This window comes from Staphylococcus sp. EZ-P03 (assembly GCF_003344575.1).
Classification (GTDB): Bacteria; Bacillota; Bacilli; order Staphylococcales; family Staphylococcaceae; genus Staphylococcus; species Staphylococcus simulans_B.
Map to the genome: position 1 here is coordinate 1 of NZ_QPMO01000055.1, position 1001 is coordinate 1001.

A 1001-nucleotide genomic window follows, 5' to 3' on the forward strand; every position below is an offset into this window, starting at 1 on the left:
CATACAGATGATGAAGAAAAAGCAGATGAAGATGGCTTTTCTATTATTGCAATGTGGAATTGGGAACGGAAAAATTATTTTATTAAAGAGTAGTTCAACAAACGGGCCATTTAATGGAATAACTTCTTGCGAAAATGAAGTATAATTGTTATTGAACACGGAGCAGAAATATGGCCGTACCTCTTGAATCAGGCTATTATGTGGAATAAAGCCAGTTGAACTAACGGGCAGATTTGTTTAGTAAGGATTTCAATATGGAAATAGAAATGCATGGTAAAATAGGTTAAAAAGGATGTGGTCATTCTTGAAAATTTCTTTAATTGTTGCGATGGATAAGAAAAGAGTAATCGGCAAGGATAACGACATTCCATGGAGAATTTCTAGTGATTGGGAATATGTAAAAAACACTACAAAAGGACATGCAATCATATTAGGTAGAAAGAACCTTCAATCAATCGGAAGGGCTTTACCTGACAGAAGAAATATTATTTTGACTAGAGATAAAAACTTTAACTTTAAGGATTGTGAAATTGCCCATTCAATAGAAGCTGCATTTAAGTTATGCGAAAATGAAGAAGAGGTTTTCATTTTCGGGGGAGAACAGATATATGTTATGTTCTTGCCTTATGTTGAGAAAATGTACGTTACAAAAATTCATCATGAATTCGAAGGAGATACATTTTTTCCAGTAGTTAATTTTGACGATTGGAAAGAAGTATCTGTTGAAAAAGGAATAAAAGATGAAAAGAATCCTTACGATTATTATTTTCATATATATGAGAGAATTCGTTAAACTAACGGAGAACGTTAGTTTAACAAGTTATATAGAAAACACCCTCATCTGATCTTCCACAATCGGGCGCGATTGCTGAATAAAAGATACGAGAGACCTCTCTTGTATCTTTTTTATTTTGAGTGGTTTTGTCCGTTACACTAGAAAACCGAAAGACAATAAAAATTTTATTCTTGCTGAGTCTGGCTTTCGGTAAGCTAGACAAAAC

General features: G+C 33.3%; 2 protein-coding genes. One reads left to right on the plus strand and one right to left on the minus strand.

Features of this window, described 5'->3' with window-relative positions:
- The first annotated feature begins 304 nt into the window (after nucleotides 1–304).
- Nucleotides 305–793 carry a trimethoprim-resistant dihydrofolate reductase DfrD gene (gene dfrD / locus DVJ99_RS12935; RefSeq protein ID WP_063844481.1) on the plus strand — a complete coding sequence of 163 codons (489 nt, stop codon included), beginning with the start codon at nucleotides 305–307 and terminating at the stop codon, nucleotides 791–793.
- Nucleotides 794–812: 19 nt separating this feature from the next.
- Here the strand turns inward: dfrD and DVJ99_RS13255 are convergent.
- The coding region (locus DVJ99_RS13255; RefSeq protein ID WP_114604552.1) for a hypothetical protein at nucleotides 813–1001 on the minus strand (189 nt) is incomplete at its 5' end.